Raw genomic sequence first — 16,692 nt, forward strand, 5'->3', positions numbered from 1 at the left:
GCACCGTGCTCGGTTACCTGCTGTCGTGGGGCCTCACCTTCGCCGCAACGACGTTCGGCCTGTTGAGCTCGATGGGCATGAGCACGGGGGACGGGACGACCTCCACGCTGGCGCCCCTCGTGTCGGTCGAGGCGATCGCCGCGGCGGCCGCACACCGGCCCCGCGATCCGCACTCGGCGGCGCACCGCGACTTCTGCCGCCGCATGCTGGAGCGCATCGCCGCCCTGCCCGGCGTGGATTTTCATGCCGAGGCGGAATATTTCAGACAATGTATCGAAATTAATTCGTAAATTTGCGGCCTGTTCATACGCACCATGAAGAAGAGAATCATCCTGCTCCTGCTGGCCGCCGCAACGGCCCTCACGGCTGCGGCCAAGCCGCGGCTGATCGTGCAGATCGTCGTCGGCTCGATGCGCGCCGGCGACCTGGAGCGCTACGCCGCGAATTTCGGCGACGGCGGGTTCCGACGCCTGACCGGGGGCGGCACGGTCTATGCCGACGCCCGCTACGACTGCATGCAGACCACGACGCCCGTGTCGCTCGCGACGCTCGCAACGGGAGCCCTGCCCTCGATGCACGGCATCATCGGCCTGACGTGGAAGGACTATACGTCGAACGAGACGGTCTTCCTGACCGAAGGCAAGCGCGGCCCCGGCGCCTACCGCTTCATCGCCCCGACGCTGGCCGAGACGTTGCGCGCGCAATGTCCCGAAAGCCGCACGGTGACCGTCGCCGCCGAAGCCGAATCGGCCGTCATCCTGGCCGGGAAGGGCGGCAACGCCTTCTGGCTCGACACGGAGCGGTGCGACTGGGTCACGTCGCCCTACTATGCGGAGGAGCTGCCCGACTGGGTGCGCCGCAGCAACCGCGAACGCTACAACCTCTCCTACCTCTCGGACGAGTGGCGCACGCTGCTCGACCGCAACCTTTACCGCAACACGCGGCACTGGGACATCACCCTCGCGGCCCGCAGCCGCAAGGAGAAGGATGATGCGGGCAAGGGGCGCCTGCGCCCGGCCGATGACCTGGAGCGGCTGCGCTGCACGCCCGCGGGCAACAGCGCCCTGCTCGGCTTCGCCAAGCAGGCCATCGCGCAGTACCGCCTCGGCGCGGACGAGGTGCCCGACCTGCTGACCGTCTGCCTCGACCCCGCGCGCCGCATCATGGAGACCTATGGGCCCGAATCGGTCGAGGTCGAGGACATGTACTACCGGCTGGACCGCGATCTGGCCGACTTCCTGACCTACCTCTTCGCACAGGTGCGCGACGGCGACGCCGTCGCGGTCCTCACCTCGGACCACGGCTCCAGCCCCTCGTTCGATGCGGGCCCCACGCCCGCCGAGCGCTTCAACAGTCGGCAGTTCGAGGTGATCGTCAACGGCTTCCTGAACGTCCGCTACGGCATGGGCAACTGGGTGCTCGGCTACGACGAACGGTGCGTATGGCTCAACCACAACCTCATCTACGAACGGGGGCTCGACCTCTCGGAGGTGCAGAACGAGGTGGCGACCTTCGCCATGCAGTTCGACGGCGTGTCGCATGCGCTCTCCTCGACGGCCATGCGCACGAGCTACTTCGGCAGCGGCTACGCCCGCCTGATGCAGAACGGATTTTTCCCGCGCCGCTCGGGCGACGTGGTGCTCAACCTCATGCCGGGATGGATCGAGGAGCGCGACGGCGTGGTCTCGGCCTCCGGGTCGATGTACGGCTACGACACGCACGTGCCGCTGATCTTCTACGGCAAGGGCATCGCGCCGCAGCGCGTGCGGCGGCAGGTCGGCATGACGGCCGTGGCCCCGACGCTCGCTCGCCTGGCGGGCATCGACGCCCCGACGGCCTCCGAAGGGGAAGTGCTCGCCGAGACGGCGGAATAGGCGGTTCAACAAGAATCAAAGAACGACAAGATATGGAAAAGGACAAGGTACAGGAGGAGATCATCGACGAGTTCTCGGTCTTCGACGACTGGCTCGACAAGTACGACTACCTGATCTCGCTGAGCGACCAGCTGCCGGCCATCGCGCCGGAGCACCGCACCGAGCAGTACGTCATTCAGGGCTGCCAGTCGCGCGTGTGGGTCGACGCCCGCCTCGAAGGGGGCCGCGTCCACTACTCGGCCGACAGCGACGCCATCATCACCAAGGGCATCATCTCGCTGCTGATCCGCGTGCTGAACGGACGCACGCCGCAGGAGATACTCTCCACGGAGCTCTACTTCGTCGACGCCATCGGTCTGGCGGCCAACCTCTCGCCCACGCGGGCCAACGGGCTGGTCGCCATGATCAAGCAGATGCGCCTCTATGCGCTGGCCTTCGAGGCCAGGGAAAAGGAACAGTCACACGAATGAACGGCAACATGACACCCGAAGAGATACTGCAGGTCGAAAAGGACATCGTAGCGACCCTGAAAAACATCTACGATCCCGAGATCCCGGTCAACGTCTACGACCTGGGACTCATCTACGAAATAGACTACACGCCCGACGGCACGGCCAACATCCGCATGACGCTCACGGCGCCCAACTGCCCGATGGCCGACATGCTCGTCGAGGACGTCAACCAGCAGGTGGCCAAGGTCAAGGGGGTGAAGGCCGTGAACGTCATCCTCACGTTCGATCCCGTCTGGGACAAGAGCATGATGTCCGAGGAGGCGCTGCTGGAGCTCAACCTGCTCTGACGATGGAGAACGCGCCCGCACGCAAGCTGCTCGACCGCCTCGTGGCGGGTGCCGCCACGTGCCCGTGCGGCGGATACCTCGCGGCACAGAGCGCCCTGCAGCGCGGCGAGGTCTTCACGTCGCTGCTCTTCGACCGCCTCGGCCGCAAGATGCGCACCGTCGAGGCGCTGCACCGCGAAGCTGCCGAAAACTGGAACCAGACCTTCTACCTGCTCTACTTCCGCACGCTGGGCGACCGGCAGAACCAGCAGGCCTTTCTCGAGCTGGCGCGCCGCGTGCCCTACAAGACGGTGTTGCGCGAGCGGCTGGTGCCGCACGCCGTCGAGGCGCTGCTGCTGGGCACCTCGGGGCTGCTCGAACTCTACCCGCACGACATCTACACGCTCGATCTGAAGCGCACGTTCGCCTACCTGGCCGCCAAGTACGAAATCGCGGCGATGGAGCCCGGGGCGTGGCAGCTGGCGAACATCCGCCCGGCGAACCACCCCGTGCTGCGCATCGCGCAGGCCGCGGAGTTCTTCTCGCAGGACGAATTCATCATGGAGCGCGCCATGGCCTGCCGCACGGAGGAGGATATCCGGCGGCTCTTCTGCATCGAGGCCTCGCCCTACTGGCGCACGCACCACACGCCGGGCGCCGAGCGCGACGAGTCGCCCAAACGCATCGGCCGCTTCAAAGCCAACATCATCGGCATCAACCTCGTCTGCGTGCTGCAGTTCGCCTACGGCAGCCATACGGGCCGCGAGGCGCTGCGCGACAGCGCCCTCACGCTGCTCGAGCGTCTGCCCGCCGAGGAGAACCGCTACACGCGCCTGTGGGCCACGGCGGGCGCCGCACCCCGCAACGCCTTCGAATCGCAGGCCCTGCTGCAGCTCGCCACGGAGTACTGTGCGGCGGAGCGTTGTGCGGAATGTCCCGTCGGACGGCGCATTTTGCAGAAAATCGCCGACGGAAGGGCATAAACGGCCCCTCTTCTTGCGTTTTTACCGGAAAATCATTACTTTTGTAGGATTTACCGCCCAAACACGCAAATAACAAAACGACAATATGGACGTATTAGCAGGATTAATCAAGTTCTTCTTCGGCTCGAAAGCCGACAAGGACCGCAAGGAGATCGAGCCTTATCTCCAGAAGATCAAGGCCGTATACCCCACTATCGAGGCACTCTCGAACGACGGGCTGCGCGCCCGGAGCGAAGCGCTGAAGCAGCAGATCGCCGACTTCATCGCACCGGACGAGGCCCGCATCGTCGAACTGAAGGCCACGCTGGAGAAGCCCGAGACGTCGCTCGAAGAGAAAGAGAAGGTCTCGAAGGAGATCGACGAGACGACGAAGCGCATCGACGAGAAGATCGAGCAGAAACTCGACGAGATTCTGCCCGAGGCCTTCGCCATCATGAAGGATACGGCGCGCCGCTTCGCACAGAACGACACGGTCGTCGTCACGGCCAACGACTTCGACCGCAACCTCGCGGCCTCGAAGGATTTTGTCACCATCGAGGGCGACAAGGCCGTCTACGCCACGCACTGGCTCGCGGGCGGCAACGACGTGAAGTGGGACATGATCCACTACGACGTGCAGCTCTTCGGCGGCGTCGTGCTCCACAAGGGCAAGATCGCCGAGATGGCCACGGGTGAGGGTAAGACGCTCGTCGCCACGCTGCCCGTGTTCCTCAACGCCCTGGCCCGCAAGGGCGTACACATGGTCACGGTGAACAACTACCTGGCCAAGCGAGACTCCGAGTGGATGGGCCCGATGTACGAGTTCCACGGACTGTCGGTCGCCTGCATCGACGACACGCAGCCCAACTCCGAGGCGCGCCGCCAGGCCTACCTGGCCGACATCACCTTCGGTACGAACAACGAGTACGGCTTCGACTACCTGCGCGACAACATGGCCTCGTCGCCCCGAGACCTCGTGCAGCGCAAGCACCACTTCGCCATCGTCGACGAGGTCGACTCGGTGCTCATCGACGACGCCCGCACGCCGCTCATCATCTCGGGCCCCGTGCCCAAGGGCGACGACCAGCTCTTCGAGCAGTACCGCCCGGCCATCGAGCACCTCTACAACCTGCAGAAGAACCTCGTGACGTCGCTGCTCGCCGAGGCGCGGCAGCTCATCTCCGAGGGCAGGAACGAGGAGGGCGGCGTGAAGCTCTACCGCACGCACAAGGGTCTGCCGAAGTACAAGCCGCTGATCAAGTACCTCTCGGAGACGGGTGTCAAGGCCCTGATGCAGAAGACCGAGAACATCTACATGCAGGACAACAACCGCCGCATGCCCGAGATCACCGACGACCTCTACTTCGTCATCGACGAGAAGCTCAACTCGGTGGAGCTCACCGACAAGGGGCACGAGGCGCTCTCGAAGTTCTTTAACGAGGACGGTTTCTTCGTGCTGCCCGACATCGGCGCCGAGGTGGCCGAGCTGGAGAAGAGCGGCCTTTCGCCCGAGGAGCGGGCGCAGAAGCGCGACGAGGTAATCAACGACTACGCCATCAAGTCCGAGCGCGTGCACACGGTACACCAGCTGCTGAAGGCCTATGCGATGTTCGAGAAGGACATCGAGTACGTCGTGATGGACAACAAGGTGAAGATCGTCGACGAGCAGACGGGCCGTATCCTCGAAGGACGCCGCTACTCGGACGGCCTGCACCAGGCCATCGAGGCCAAGGAGCACGTCAAGGTCGAGGCCGCGACGCAGACCTTCGCCACGATCACGCTGCAGAACTACTTCCGCATGTACCACAAGCTGGCCGGCATGACCGGTACGGCCGAAACGGAGGCATCGGAGTTCTGGAGCATCTACAAACTCGACGTCGTGGTGATCCCGACGAACCGCCCCGTGATCCGCGACGACCGGCAGGACCTCGTCTACAAGACCAAGCGCGAGAAGTACAACGCCGTCATCGAGGAGATCGTGCGGCTGGTCAAGGAGGGCCGTCCGGTGCTCGTCGGTACGACGTCGGTCGAGATTTCCGAGCTGTTGAGCCGCATGCTCAAGTTGCGCGGCATCAAGCATAACGTCCTGAACGCCAAGCAGCACCAGCTCGAGGCACAGGTCGTTGCCGAGGCCGGACGCTCGGGCCAGGTGACCATCGCCACAAACATGGCCGGCCGCGGTACCGACATCAAGCTCACGCCCGAGGTCAAGGCCGCGGGCGGTCTGGCGATCATCGGTACGGAGCGCCACGAGAGCCGCCGCGTCGACCGCCAGCTGCGCGGCCGTGCCGGACGTCAGGGCGACCCGGGATCGTCGCAGTTCTTCGTCTCGCTCGAGGACGACCTGCTGCGCCTGTTCGGCTCGAGCCGCATCGCCTCGATGATGGACCGCATGGGCCTGAAGGAGGGCGAGGTGATCCAGGCCGGCATGATGACGCGGGCCATCGAGCGCGCCCAGAAGAAGGTCGAGGAGAACAACTTTGGCATCCGCAAGCGGCTGCTCGAATACGACGACGTGATGAACTCGCAGCGCGAGGTGATCTACACGCGCCGCCGCCACGCCCTCTACGGCGAGCGGATCGAGATCGACCTGAACAACATCATGTACGACTTCGCCGAGAACTTCGTCGAGACGACGCGCGGCGTCGACTTCGAGGAGTTCCGCTTCGAGATGATCCGCGAGGTGGCCGTCGAGCCGACCTTCGACGAGGCGACCTACTCCGACGCCAAGCCCGGGGAGCTGGTCGAACTGATCGTCAAGGACCTGCGCGAGACCTATGCACGCCGCGCCAAGGCCGTGGCCGACACGGTGCGTCCGGTCATGCAGCGCATCTACGAGGACCGCAAGGACCAGCTCGAATCCAACATCTTCTTCCCGCTGACGGACGGACACCTCGGTTACAACGTGCCGGTGAACCTGCGCAAGTGCCAGGAAACGGACGGCGCCGAGATCTACAAGGTCTTCTCGAAGGTGGTGATGTTCACGACGATCGACGACGCCTGGCGCGAGCACCTGCGCGAGATGGACGACCTGCGCCAGAGCGTGCAGAACGCCACCTACGAGCAGAAGGACCCGCTGCTGATCTACAAGTTCGAATCGTTCGGGCTCTTCTCGAAGATGCTCATCAAGATCAACCGCGAGGTGCTGGCGATCCTCAACAGGGCCTACATCCCCGTGCGCGACCAGAATGCCGAGGCGATGCAGCAGCAGCGCCGCCAGCAGGAGCGCGCCAAGGTCGACGTCAACAAACTCCAGGCTTCGCGCATGCAGGCCGCCGCACAGGCCGGACAGGGCGAGAAACAGAAACCCATGCCCATCCACGTCGAGAAGAAGGTCGGACGCAACGATCCCTGCCCCTGCGGTTCGGGCAAGAAGTACAAGAACTGCCACGGCAAGGACCTCTGACCGGGACAGCCGTCCGGTAAAAAGAGGGGTGAAAGGCAAAGCGAGGGAGGGGGGGGGCGACCCGAGATGAAAACTCCCGCGCGACCTTTCACCTCCCGCTTTCCGGCTGCGGCCGAAACCCGCTACCCTTCCACTTTTCACCTTTTACCTTTCACTTTTCACCTTTTTTCCCGTGGGCTATCAGGAAGAAAAACAACGGCAACTGGACATGCGCTACCTGCGCATGGCCCGCATCTGGGCGGAGAACTCCTACTGCGTGCGCCGCAAGGTCGGGGCGCTGATCGTCAAGGACAAGATGATCATCTCGGACGGCTATAACGGCACGCCGTCGGGTTTCGAGAACATCTGCGAGGACGAGACGGGCCACACCAAAGCCTACGTGCTGCATGCCGAGGCCAACGCCATCACGAAGGTCGCCAAGTCGGCGAACAACTGCGACGGTTCGACCCTCTACATCACCGCCGCCCCCTGCATCGAGTGTTCGAAGCTCATCATCCAGGCGGGCATCAAGCGCGTGGTCTACTGGGAGGACTACCGCTCCGAGGAGGGGCTCGACCTGCTGCGCCGCGTCGGTATCGAGTGCGTGCAGTGCACCCCGGAAGAGGCGAAATAAGGCGGCAGAGGGGGGGGGCGATAGCGGCGATAACGGCGGTACAGACGGCAATTCCCCGGAAGCGGTGCGGCAGAGAGCCGGATGCCGGATGCGGCGGAACGAACGAACGGCCGCAACAGACCATAGAGAAAAAGGAGCCTTTGCGGGCTCCTTTTTTCGTACCGGCAGCGGAAGACGCGGCATCGGACTGCGGACGCGGATTTGCTTTTTCGGAATAAAACCCGTATATTTAGGTGTAAAACCAAACCACGGATCGCCATGAAACGCATCGTCATCGTAGGCGCCACGTCGGGCATCGGGCTCGAAGTGGCACGGCTCTGCATCCGCGAAGGATGGAAAATCGGTGCCGCGGGACGCCGGGAGGAGGCACTCGCCGACCTGAAAGCCCTCGCACCCGAACAGATCGTCACCGAGGCGCTGGACGTCACGCGCGACGACGCGCCCGAGCACCTCGCACGGCTCATCGCCAAACTCGGAGGCATGGACATCTACCTCCACTCGTCAGGCATCGGCAGCCGCAACACCGACCTGCGGCCCGACATCGAGATCGCCACGCTGCGCACCAACGGCGAAGGCTTCGTGCGCATGGTGACGGCTGCCTACGGCTACTTCCGGGCCCACGGCGGCGGACACCTGGCTGTCATCAGCTCGATTGCCGGAACGCGGGGTCTGGGCTCCGCACCCGCCTACTCGGCGACCAAGCGCATGCAGAACACCTACATCGACGCCCTGGCCCAGCTCTCGTGCATGGAGGGGTGCAACATCCGCTTCACGGACATCCGCCCGGGATTCGTCGCCACACCGCTGCTCAAGAAGGAGGACCACTACCCGATGCTCATGCAGGTCGACAAGGTCGCCGCGCGCATCATGCAGGCACTGCGTCGCAAGCGGCGCCGTATGGTCATCGACCGCCGCTATGCCCTCTTTGTCTTCTTCTGGCGGCTGATCCCGCAGTGCATCTGGGAGCGGCTGAAGATAAGGGAAAAGGCAGGAAAGGTGAAAGGTGAAAGGTAAAAAGTCAAAAGTAGAAAGTAAAGGCAGGAAAAACGCCTCCGTTCCGACGGAACGGAGGCGTTTGCTTTCATCGGCCCGAAGCCGTACAACGGAATGCCGGACCCGTCAGAACGGCAGGTCATCGGGATCGTCCGCCGGCATGGCCGGAGCCGCAGGCTGCGACGCCGCGGCGGGCTGCTGGTAACCGCCCTGCGCCGGCTGCTGCTGGTAACCGCCCTGCGCGGCCGGACGGCCGTAGGAGGACGGGGCACCCGAGCCGTAGCCCGACGCAGCACCCTGCTGACCGTAGCCGCCCGACGGGGCACTGTCCGACGCGGGGTTGTCCTGCCGACGTCCCAGCAGGTTCATCGTGTCGGCCAGAATCTCGGTCGTATAGCGTTTGTTGTTGTCCTTGTCCATCCACTCGCGCGTGCGCAGGCGCCCCTCGATGTAGAGCTGCGTGCCCTTGCGCACGTAGCGGTCCACCACGTCGGCCAGTCCGCGCCACAGCGTGATCGTGTGCCACTCGGTGTGCTCCTTCGTCTCGTTCGACGCCCGGTCGAACAGCCGTTCGGTCGTCGCCAGACGCACGCGGGCCACCTTGACGCCGCTCTCGGTCGTGCGCACTTCGGGGTCGAGGCCCACGTTGCCCACCAGAATCACCTTGTTTACCATATCGCTAAAGCTCTTTGATCATCCGTTCGAAAAGGCGCTGCATGTGCACCCCGGCCTTCTTGCCCTGACGCTGCACGTCCTCGTGGTCGCCCACCTCGTCCGACAGGCCGCAGTTCGTGATGACCGAGACGCCGAAGACAGGAATCGACATGTGGCGCGCCACGATCACCTCCGGTACGGTCGACATGCCCGCGGCATCGCCGCCGATGGCCTTGAAGTAGCGGTATTCGGCCTGCGTCTCGAATGTCGGGCCCGTACCGCCGACGTAGACGCCGTACTGGAGCTTGATGCCCTCCTCTTCGGCGATGCGCGTGGCGCGGGCGATGAGCTCCTTGTCGTAGCAGTTGTGCATGTCCGGGAAGCGGGGTCCCAGTTCGGCCATGTTGGGGCCGATGAGCGGGTTGGGCATCAGGTTGATGTGGTCCGTAATGACCATCAGGTCGCCCACACGGAACGACGTGTTGATGCCGCCCGAAGCATTCGACACGAAGAGATACTTGATCCCCAGCTGCTGCATCATCCGCACGGGGAAGGTCACCTGCTGCATGCCGTAGCCCTCGTAGTAGTGGAAGCGGCCCTGCATGGCCACGACCCTGTGCCCCTCGACACGGCCGAAGATCAGACGGCCCTTGTGCCCCTCGACCGTCGAGACGGGGAAGCCCGGGATCGTCTTGTAGTCGAGTGCGTATTCCGTCTCGATGCGGTCGGCGAAGTCGCCGAGGCCCGTACCGAGGATGATGCCCACTTCGGGCGAGAAATCGTGCGTCTGCGCCTTGATCCAGGCGGCGGTCTTCTTAATTTCCTCTAACATCTTCTTCTAATTTTTGCAGAAAATCCGTTGCCGAATCCTCTATGAATGAAATATTGATCGGTAGGTAGTACAACGTGCGCCGCACTTCGGCGGGCACCTTTGCACGGTTGGTCATCTTGACGACATCCTTCTCGGTCGTGACAATAACCGAGCCGGGATGTTTTGCGAGCAGCCCTGCGAGGGCATTCATGTCGCGGACCTTGTAGACGTGGTGGTCGTCGAGCGTCATCTCCGCGACGACGTCGTAGCGCTCGTGCAGCGTCTGCAGGAAGGGGCGCGGGTTTCCGATGCCCGACAGGGCAATGACCTTCGCCCCGGGCTTGAGCGGTTCGGGGCTCGCCTCGTCCGCATAGAGCGGCTGGGGCATGAAGCTCTCGAAGCGCGTGAAGTAGACCCGCTGGTAGGCGACCTGGATGAGCACCTTGCGCAGGATGCGGCGGTCGATGGGCGCCATGCGGTCGGGGCACTTCGTCACCACGAAGTAGTGGGCGCGGTGCAGCTCCTCGGGCAGGTCGCGCAGCGTGCCCTGCGGCAGCATCTTGTCGTGCTGAACGGGGCGCGTGGCGTCGATCATCACGATGTTGACCTTCGGCTCCACGTAGCGGTGCTGGAAGCCGTCGTCCATGATGATGAGGTCCACGTCGGGGTGGTCGGCCCGGATGCGGCGGATGCCGTCGGCCCGCTTTTCGCACACGGCGACCACGATGTCGGGGAACTTGAGCTTGATCTGCAGCGGTTCGTCGCCCACCATGCGGTAGTGCGAGTCGTACTGTACCTCCAGATAGCCCTTCGTGCGGCGTCCGTAGCCGCGCGAGAGCAGCGCCACGCGGTGCATCTGCGACATGTAGGAGATGATCATCTCGGCCATCGGGGTCTTGCCCGTGCCGCCGACGGTGATGTTGCCGATGCAGATGACCGGAATGTCTAAGCGCTCGCTTTTGAGAACGCCCCAGTCGAAGAGGCGGTGACGCAACGTCACCCCCGCCTTATAGAGGAGCGCAGCAGGCGCAAGCAGACACTTCCACATCTCTCTTTTCCGGTTCAATGCTCGATTTTTCAAAGGTAGCAATAAATCTCCGGACCGCAAAACGATCGTCCCAAAACTTCGCCCATGAGGCCTTATCACACGACAAAAAGCACAAAAAACGGGCGTTTCGCCCCCGATCTGGGGCGCTTTGCAGGAAAAGGACGGTGCAGGCTGTCGTTTTTTTATTAACTTTGCCGTTGCACTATGAAACGAATCCGGACAACGATATGCGTCCTGCTGCTTGTGGCGGCAGGCGCCTGCAACCGCGGCGGCAGCAGCTCCGCGGAGAACGACGAAGCGGCCGCGCCGCAGAACCTCCTCTACGGCATCAATGCCGACGACTACCGCACCGAGAGCGGCGAAATAGGCCGCGGCGAGACTCTCGGCCAGATACTCGGCTCCTACGGCGTCACGGCCCAGGCGATCGACCGGCTGGACCGCGCATCGAAGGAGGTCTTCCCGCTGCGCAACATCCGCGCCGGGCAGAAATACACGGTCTTCATCCACGAGGATTCGCTCTACGCCCCGCACCTGGACTACCTCGCCTACGAGGTCTCGCTCACCGACTACGTGGTCTTCGGCTTCCACGACGACTCGGTCTCGATCCGCCGCGACACGAAGCCCTACACGCTGCGCCGCACGAAGAAGAGCGCGACGATCAACTCGTCGCTCTGGGGTGCGATCATGGAGCAGGAGCTGCCCTACGCCCTGGCCGCCGAGATGGAGGACATCTACCAGTGGACGGTCGACTTTTTCGGCATCCAGAAGGGCGACAACTTCACCGTGATTTACGACGAGCGCTTCATCGACGACACGATCCCCGCGGGCATCGGCCGCATCTGGGGCGCGAAATTCGCCCAGAGCGGCAAGGAGTACTACGCCATCCCGTTCCGCCAGAACGGCAAGCTGCAATACTGGGAGGCCGACGGTGCGAGCCTGCGCAAGCAGATGCTCAAGGCGCCGCTGAAATATTCGCGCATCAGTTCGCGCTTCACCTACGCGCGCAAGCACCCCATCTACAAGGTCTACCGGCCCCACACGGGTGTCGACTACGCCGCACCGAAGGGTACGCCCGTACATGCCGTGGCCGACGGTGTGGTGATCTTCAAGGGCTGGGGCGGCGGTGGCGGCAACACGCTCAAGATCAAGCACCCGGGCAACCTCATGACGGGCTACCTCCACTTGAGCGGCTACGCCAAGGGCATCAACAAGGGCACACGCGTGTCGCAGGGTCAGCTGATCGGCTACGTCGGCTCGACGGGCGCCTCGACGGGCCCCCACCTCGACTACCGCGTCTGGCGCAACGGCACGCCGATCGACCCGCTGAAGATTCCGCAGGAGCCTGCCGAACCGATCTCGAAGGAGAACCGCGCGGTCTTCGAATACGTGCGTGACCGCATCATGGCCGAACTCAACGGCGAGGTGAAGGACGAGGAGCGCATCACGCAGCTCGACTCGCTGCCGCTGCCCGCATCGGCAACGGCCGACGCCCCGGCAGCGAAGAGCGGCAAGGAGAGCGGCAAATAAACCGAAACGAGCCGACGCATGGAACCTACCGGAGTACTTATCGTGGCAGGCGGCAGCGGCCGCCGCTGCGGCGGACAGCTGCCCAAGCAGTTCCGCCTGCTGGGCGGACAGCCCGTGCTGGCCCGCACGATCAACCTTTTCGCCGAGGCGCTGCCCGGCGCCCGGATCGTCGCGATCCTCCCGGCGGAGTACGCCGCCTTCTGGCGCGACCTTGCGGCCCGCTTCGACGTCGCCGCCCACACGGTAGCCGAAGGGGGCGCCGAACGCTTCCATTCGGTCCGCAACGGCCTGGCTGCCCTGCCTGCGGAGACGGAGCTCATCGCCGTACAGGACGGCGTGCGGCCGCTGGCCAGCATCGGGATGATCCGCCGCGTGGCGGAGGCGGCGGCTGCGGCCGGTGCCGCCATTCCCGTCGTGGAGCCCGTCGATTCGTTCCGCGAGACCGACGGCCCCGACACCCCGGCTGCTGCCGCAGAAGACCCGCAGACCCCCTCGCACATCGTCGACCGGCGGCGGCTGCGCATCGTGCAGACCCCGCAGATATTCCGCGCCGGGCTGCTCCGCGCGGCCTACGAAGCGCCCTACGACACGGCCTTCACCGACGATGCGTCGGTCGTCGAGCGCGCGGGCCATGCCGTGCGGCTCGTTGCGGGCGAACGCACGAACCTGAAGCTCACCACCCCCGAGGACTTCATCGTGGCCGAGGCGCTGCTTGCGGCCCGCGAGGAGAGCGAAAAGAGCGAACCCGATGCAGACCGTCTATAAATACCACTTCGGACGCCGCACAATCTACTGGACGCTGATTCACCTGGTGGTCTTCGTCCTGCTGGGCTGGCTGCTCTACCACCTCTACGAGGGGGGCTACCTCTCGGCGTGGTTCACGTCGTTCGTCGTGGCGCTCGTGGCGCTGATGTCGCTGTCGATTCCCCGCCGCATCGTCGTCACCGACGAGAAGGTCGAAATCCGCTGCCTGCTCGACATCACCGAAATCCGCCGCGAGGAGATTGCCTCGGTGCGCCGCGTCGAGAGGCGCCGCATGCGGTGGCTGATTCCTGTTTTCGGGGGCTGCGGCTTCTTCGGCTACTACGGCCACTTCATCGACCTGCGCCGCTTCGACCGCGTGCGGCTCTACGCCTCCGAGTGGAAGAATTTTGTCGAAATCACCGACATCTACGAGGAGCGGCTCTACGTCTCGTGCACCGAGGCCGACAGGCTGGTGGCACAGCTGACACCGCCCGGCGGCAACCGTCCCGAAGAGGACGACGACGAGGAGCCGGACGAAAACGCCCCCGCCGCAGAAGAGAACGGGCCCGGGGGCTCCTCCTCCGCCGGGACGGCACAGTCGCAGCGTGAAGAACGGGCATGAATTTTGCCCGCAACACCCCGACACTCCGGCCGGAGACATCAGCCGCCGCAAGGAGACCGAGGGGTCCGCAAACCGAAAAAAACAAGGTTTCAACAACCGCAAAATCCTTATCAACAAATTCCAAACCAACAAAAAAGATGAAAAAGTACCGTTGCACCGTTTGCGACTGGGTCTATGATCCGGCGCTGGGCGACCCCGAAGGAGGCATCGCCCCCGGAACCGCATTCGAAGAGATTCCCGACGACTGGGTATGCCCGCTCTGCGGCGTCGGCAAGGACCAGTTCGAAGAGGTCGCCGAATAAGGTTCCCGCGACCCGGACTCCGGGCCGAATTGGACGAAGGGATACTGCGCACGGAGTGTCCCTTTTTCTTCGGCCGGCGCAAGACCGGCCGCACTCCGGTCGCCACAAACACCGCATACCCCGGTCGGCGCAAAACGGCCCGCAGCCCAGCTGCCACAAAAAAAGTGCGCCCGACGACATCGGGCGCACTTCGTTCAGCCACACCGCGTGCGGCCGGGATCAGTTGACGTTCGGCAGGAACGAATACTCCTTCGAGTAGCGGAGCATCTGCTGCACGTAGTCGGCCGGATAGGAGATCTTCACGTCGACGACGCGGCCGTCCTGCTCGACGAGTTCGTACTCGGGATTGACAAAGCCGCCGTAGGGCTCGATGCCGAGCGCATAGTAGCGGTCGCGCACCTCGGCGTGGAGCTCGGGATCGACCGTAACGGCATACTTCTCGACCAGCTCGCGGCCCGCCTCATAGTCACCCTCGGACTTGATGCGCTGCACCTCGCGGAGCATCTCCCCGAAGAGCGCGCGCAGCTTCTCGAAGTCGTTGACCACGACATAGCGCTTGCCCTCCTGCTCGACCCACTCGATGACGTTGTCGGCCTTGCCGCGCTCGTAGCACCACTCGCAGATGAGCTTGCGGTTGCGCATGTGCGACTCCTCGACGTTCTTGCCCGGCTCGATGCGCGCCAGCTGCGTCATCATGCCGTTGAGAATGTACTTCGCATAGCCGGCCTTGGCCACGTCGAACGACGGCACGAGCCCCAGCTCGACCATCTTCGGGTCACCCAGGTAGTAGAGGCCAAACAGGTCGGCGCGCGTCTCCTCGAGCGTCGAGCCGTAGCTGCGCAGCTCGCCGCCCTTCACACCGGGAGCCAGCTGGCCCGAGCCGTGGCCCAGACACTCGTGCAGATCGGTATGCAGGTCGTCGGCCAGCTTGCCGTAGCGATCCATCCGCTCGCGGTCCTCGGCGCGCAGCACGAACTCCTCGTTGAAGCCGTTGCCGTGGGCCGCCATGTCGTAGGCATAGGTGATGTTGTCGATCGTCACGGACTTCGAGCCGTACTCCTTGCGGATCCAGTCGGCATTGGGCAGGTTGATGCCGATGGGCGTCGAGGGGTAGCAGTCGCCGCCCAGCATCGCCACGGTGATGACCTTGGCCGAGACGCCCTTGACCCGCTCCTTGCGGTAGGCCGGATCGACGGGCGAGTGGTCCTCGAACCACTGGGCATTCTCGGAGATCACCTCCGTGCGGTGGCAGGCCTCCTTGTCCATGAAGTTGACGATGGCCTCCCACGACGCCTTGCGGCCCAGCGGATCGCCGTAGTCCTCGATGAAGCCGTTGACGAAGTCGACGTTCGAGACGGTATCCTTCACCCAGTCGATGTTGTACTCGTCAAAGCGCTTCAGGTCGCCCGTGCGGTAGTACTCGATCAGGGCGCCGATGGTCGACTTCTGCGGCTCGGCAGCCACGGCCTGCGCCTTCTCGAGCCAGTAGACGATGCGCTCGATGGCCGGCGAGTACATGCCGCCGACCTTCCACACGCGCTCGTAGATGCGGCCCGTCTTCTCCTCCTTGACCAGCTGCGAGTTCAGACCGTAGGAAACCGGCTCGGGATTGCCCGCATCGGCGGCCGCCATGTCGGCGTAGAACTTCTCGGCCTCGGCCTGCCGCACGTTGCGGTAGTAGTTGCTCGACGAGGTCCAGAGCAGGTCCTCGCCCGCCGTCTGGTTGAGCCGCGTCGGATAGAGGTCGGGGTTGAAGATCGCCTCGCAGACCAGCTCGAACATCGGCTGCAGATCGCCGGGCAGAGCAGCGGGCAGCGACGCCGCCACCTCGCGGAAATAGGCCTCGGAGAACTCCGGCACGAACTTGTCGTTGGAATAGTGGTGGTGGATGCCGTTGGCGAACCATACCTTCTTGAGATACTTCTCGAGGGCCTTCCACTCCTCCGTCGTGCGGTCGCCCGCATAGTTTTCATAGATTGCCTCCAGCGTGCGGCGCACGGGCAGGTTCACGGCGCAGTTCTGGTCGTAGAGGATGTCGCGTCCGCACTTCGCCGCCTCCGAAAGGTAGTAGATCAGCTCCTTCTGCTCGAGCGGCAGCGCCTCGAAGCCCGGAACCTCGTAACGGATGACCTTGATGTCGTCGAAGCGGTCGACGATCCACGGAGCCTGCTCCTCGTGCGGGGCATTGCCGCACGACGCAAGGGCCAAAAGGGGAAATGTCATAAGAATGGTACTTTTCATAACGGTACTGTCTGGGTTAATCCGCACGAAGATAGCAAAAAAAGCAGTGAAAATTCCGTGCCCGGCAGCTTTTTTAATTTTTAATTTTTCATTCTTAATTATCTTTTCTACCTTTGC

General features: G+C 63.8%; 15 protein-coding genes and 1 pseudogene. 12 read left to right on the top strand and 4 right to left on the bottom strand.

Annotated features, from left to right (window positions below; genetic code table 11):
* The 8 genes and pseudogenes from Q1Y33_RS05560 to Q1Y33_RS05595 form a co-directional block, all read left to right on the top strand.
* Positions 1 to 290 (top strand): annotated as a pseudogene (locus Q1Y33_RS05560) (hypothetical protein); the annotation flags it as partial.
* 24 nt (positions 291 to 314) lie between these two features.
* Positions 315 to 1,874: an alkaline phosphatase family protein gene (locus tag Q1Y33_RS05565; RefSeq protein WP_300798754.1), complete on the top strand. Its 1,560-nt coding sequence runs from the start codon at positions 315 to 317 to the stop codon at positions 1,872 to 1,874.
* Between the two features lie 32 nt (positions 1,875 to 1,906).
* Entirely contained in the window at positions 1,907 to 2,344 is a 438-nt protein-coding gene (locus Q1Y33_RS05570) for a SufE family protein (RefSeq protein WP_300798755.1), read from the top strand.
* Positions 2,345 to 2,352: 8 nt separating this feature from the next.
* Positions 2,353 to 2,673, top strand: a complete 321-nt coding sequence (locus Q1Y33_RS05575; protein WP_300798828.1) for an iron-sulfur cluster assembly protein — start codon at positions 2,353 to 2,355, stop codon at positions 2,671 to 2,673.
* 2 nt (positions 2,674 to 2,675) lie between these two features.
* Entirely contained in the window at positions 2,676 to 3,635 is a 960-nt protein-coding gene (locus Q1Y33_RS05580) for a DUF2851 family protein (protein WP_300798756.1), read from the top strand.
* A gap of 85 nt (positions 3,636 to 3,720) precedes the next feature.
* Entirely contained in the window at positions 3,721 to 7,020 is a 3,300-nt protein-coding gene (secA, locus tag Q1Y33_RS05585; protein WP_300798757.1) for a preprotein translocase subunit SecA, read from the top strand.
* A gap of 172 nt (positions 7,021 to 7,192) precedes the next feature.
* Positions 7,193 to 7,633, top strand: coding sequence for a dCMP deaminase family protein (locus Q1Y33_RS05590; RefSeq protein WP_300798758.1), 441 nt, complete (start codon positions 7,193 to 7,195; stop codon positions 7,631 to 7,633).
* 258 nt (positions 7,634 to 7,891) lie between these two features.
* A complete protein-coding gene (locus Q1Y33_RS05595; RefSeq protein ID WP_300798759.1) occupies positions 7,892 to 8,647 on the top strand; it encodes an SDR family NAD(P)-dependent oxidoreductase in 756 nt (251 codons plus the stop codon).
* Between the two features lie 105 nt (positions 8,648 to 8,752).
* Here the strand turns inward: Q1Y33_RS05595 and ssb are convergent, their stop codons facing one another.
* Genes ssb through lpxK form a run of 3 tightly spaced genes read right to left on the bottom strand, consistent with a single transcriptional unit; the run spans position 8,753 to position 11,139 of the window.
* A complete protein-coding gene (ssb, locus tag Q1Y33_RS05600; protein WP_300798760.1) occupies positions 8,753 to 9,301 on the bottom strand; it encodes a single-stranded DNA-binding protein in 549 nt (182 codons plus the stop codon).
* Between the two features lie 4 nt (positions 9,302 to 9,305).
* Positions 9,306 to 10,112: a purine-nucleoside phosphorylase gene (locus tag Q1Y33_RS05605; RefSeq protein WP_300798761.1), complete on the bottom strand. Its 807-nt coding sequence runs from the start codon at positions 10,110 to 10,112 to the stop codon at positions 9,306 to 9,308.
* Positions 10,096 to 11,139, bottom strand: a complete 1,044-nt coding sequence (gene lpxK / locus Q1Y33_RS05610) for a tetraacyldisaccharide 4'-kinase (RefSeq protein ID WP_300798762.1) — start codon at positions 11,137 to 11,139, stop codon at positions 10,096 to 10,098. Before lpxK ends, Q1Y33_RS05605 begins: the two co-directional genes overlap by 17 nt.
* A gap of 204 nt (positions 11,140 to 11,343) precedes the next feature.
* Here lpxK and Q1Y33_RS05615 point away from each other — a divergent pair, with 204 nt between their 5' ends.
* From Q1Y33_RS05615 to rd, 4 genes are all read left to right on the top strand, one after another.
* Positions 11,344 to 12,666, top strand: a complete 1,323-nt coding sequence (locus tag Q1Y33_RS05615; protein WP_300798763.1) for a peptidoglycan DD-metalloendopeptidase family protein — start codon at positions 11,344 to 11,346, stop codon at positions 12,664 to 12,666.
* An 18-nt stretch (positions 12,667 to 12,684) separates the two neighbouring features.
* Positions 12,685 to 13,431, top strand: a complete 747-nt coding sequence (locus Q1Y33_RS05620) for a 2-C-methyl-D-erythritol 4-phosphate cytidylyltransferase (protein WP_300798765.1) — start codon at positions 12,685 to 12,687, stop codon at positions 13,429 to 13,431.
* The gene (locus tag Q1Y33_RS05625; protein WP_300798767.1) at positions 13,415 to 14,032 is read left to right on the top strand and encodes a PH domain-containing protein; all 618 of its coding nucleotides are present in this window, start codon (positions 13,415 to 13,417) and stop codon (positions 14,030 to 14,032) included. The genes Q1Y33_RS05620 and Q1Y33_RS05625 overlap by 17 nt, the downstream gene beginning before the upstream one ends.
* A 137-nt stretch (positions 14,033 to 14,169) precedes the next feature.
* Positions 14,170 to 14,334: a rubredoxin gene (gene rd / locus Q1Y33_RS05630; protein WP_300798768.1), complete on the top strand. Its 165-nt coding sequence runs from the start codon at positions 14,170 to 14,172 to the stop codon at positions 14,332 to 14,334.
* A gap of 219 nt (positions 14,335 to 14,553) precedes the next feature.
* On the opposite strand, the gene Q1Y33_RS05635 is transcribed toward rd, so the two are convergent.
* The gene (locus Q1Y33_RS05635) at positions 14,554 to 16,557 is read right to left on the bottom strand and encodes a dihydrofolate reductase (RefSeq protein ID WP_300798769.1); all 2,004 of its coding nucleotides are present in this window, start codon (positions 16,555 to 16,557) and stop codon (positions 14,554 to 14,556) included.
* Between the last annotated feature and the right edge of the window lie 135 nt (positions 16,558 to 16,692).

This window comes from uncultured Alistipes sp. (genome assembly GCF_949296715.1).
Taxonomy (GTDB): Bacteria; Bacteroidota; Bacteroidia; order Bacteroidales; family Rikenellaceae; genus Alistipes.

Coding starts and splice junctions, on each gene's coding strand:
- Q1Y33_RS05565 (WP_300798754.1), top strand. CDS start 315: ATGAAGAAGAGAATCATCCTGCTCCTGCTGGCCGCCGCAACGGCCCTC.
- Q1Y33_RS05570 (WP_300798755.1), top strand. CDS start 1,907: ATGGAAAAGGACAAGGTACAGGAGGAGATCATCGACGAGTTCTCGGTC.
- Q1Y33_RS05575 (WP_300798828.1), top strand. CDS start 2,353: ATGACACCCGAAGAGATACTGCAGGTCGAAAAGGACATCGTAGCGACC.
- Q1Y33_RS05580 (WP_300798756.1), top strand. CDS start 2,676: ATGGAGAACGCGCCCGCACGCAAGCTGCTCGACCGCCTCGTGGCGGGT.
- secA (WP_300798757.1), top strand. CDS start 3,721: ATGGACGTATTAGCAGGATTAATCAAGTTCTTCTTCGGCTCGAAAGCC.
- Q1Y33_RS05595 (WP_300798759.1), top strand. CDS start 7,892: ATGAAACGCATCGTCATCGTAGGCGCCACGTCGGGCATCGGGCTCGAA.
- ssb (WP_300798760.1), bottom strand. CDS start 9,301: ATGGTAAACAAGGTGATTCTGGTGGGCAACGTGGGCCTCGACCCCGAA.
- Q1Y33_RS05605 (WP_300798761.1), bottom strand. CDS start 10,112: ATGTTAGAGGAAATTAAGAAGACCGCCGCCTGGATCAAGGCGCAGACG.
- lpxK (WP_300798762.1), bottom strand. CDS start 11,139: ATGTGGAAGTGTCTGCTTGCGCCTGCTGCGCTCCTCTATAAGGCGGGG.
- Q1Y33_RS05615 (WP_300798763.1), top strand. CDS start 11,344: ATGAAACGAATCCGGACAACGATATGCGTCCTGCTGCTTGTGGCGGCA.
- Q1Y33_RS05620 (WP_300798765.1), top strand. CDS start 12,685: ATGGAACCTACCGGAGTACTTATCGTGGCAGGCGGCAGCGGCCGCCGC.
- Q1Y33_RS05625 (WP_300798767.1), top strand. CDS start 13,415: ATGCAGACCGTCTATAAATACCACTTCGGACGCCGCACAATCTACTGG.
- rd (WP_300798768.1), top strand. CDS start 14,170: ATGAAAAAGTACCGTTGCACCGTTTGCGACTGGGTCTATGATCCGGCG.
- Q1Y33_RS05635 (WP_300798769.1), bottom strand. CDS start 16,557: ATGACATTTCCCCTTTTGGCCCTTGCGTCGTGCGGCAATGCCCCGCAC.